The sequence below is a fragment of the Bacillus sp. bc15 genome, from assembly GCF_900142585.1.
GTDB lineage: Bacteria > Bacillota > Bacilli > Bacillales > Bacillaceae_G > Bacillus_A > Bacillus_A cereus.
In genome coordinates, this window is sequence record NZ_FRBJ01000005.1 from 1 (window position 1) to 889 (window position 889).

Below are 889 nucleotides of genomic sequence, written 5' to 3' on the forward strand. Positions count from 1 at the left end.
GGTGTGCAAGGGATAACGGGAGCAACTGGAGCACAAGGAGCAACTGGAATTCAAGGGATACAAGGGGAAATAGGAGCAACGGGTCCAGAGGGTCCCCAAGGAGTGCAAGGTATACAAGGGGCGATTGGTCCAACAGGTCCGATGGGCGCACAAGGAGTGCAAGGAATACAAGGGATTCAAGGAGCAACAGGTGCACAAGGAGTGCAAGGCCCACAAGGGATTCAAGGGATACAAGGTCCGACGGGAGCAACAGGAGATACGGGGGCAACCGGAGCGACGGGAGAAGGAACTACCGGTCCAACAGGAGTAACCGGTCCAACAGGGGTGACTGGCCCGTCAGGAGGACCAGCAGGACCGACCGGCCCAACGGGGCCATCAGGTCCGGCAGGAGTGACAGGTCCATCAGGTGGACCACCTGGCCCGACAGGAGCAACAGGTACGACAGGAGTAACAGGAGATACCGGGGCGACAGGCTCAACTGGAGTGACAGGAGCGACAGGAGCAACGGGAGCAACCGGAGTGACGGGTTTACAGGGTCCGCAAGGAATCCAAGGTGTTCAAGGAGAGATAGGTCCAACCGGTCCACAGGGTATTCAAGGTCCCCAAGGAATCCAAGGAGTAACGGGGGCAACTGGAGCACAAGGTCCCCAAGGAATTCAAGGCCCACAAGGCGACATAGGTCCAACCGGCCCACAAGGAATTCAAGGTCCACAAGGTCCTCAAGGAATCCAAGGAGCGACGGGGGCAACTGGGGCACAAGGCCCACAGGGAATCCAAGGTCCGCAAGGTGACATAGGCCCGACCGGCCCACAAGGCCCCCAAGGAATTCAAGGCCCGCAAGGAATTCAAGGTCCAACGGGAGCTACAGGAGCAACCGGAGCGACAGGTC

Annotated in this window: 1 pseudogene; it reads left to right on the forward strand. The window is 59.1% G+C overall.

The annotated features are described in order from the left end of the window. Positions 1 to 889, forward strand: a pseudogene (locus BUA87_RS17435) (collagen-like protein); the annotation flags it as partial.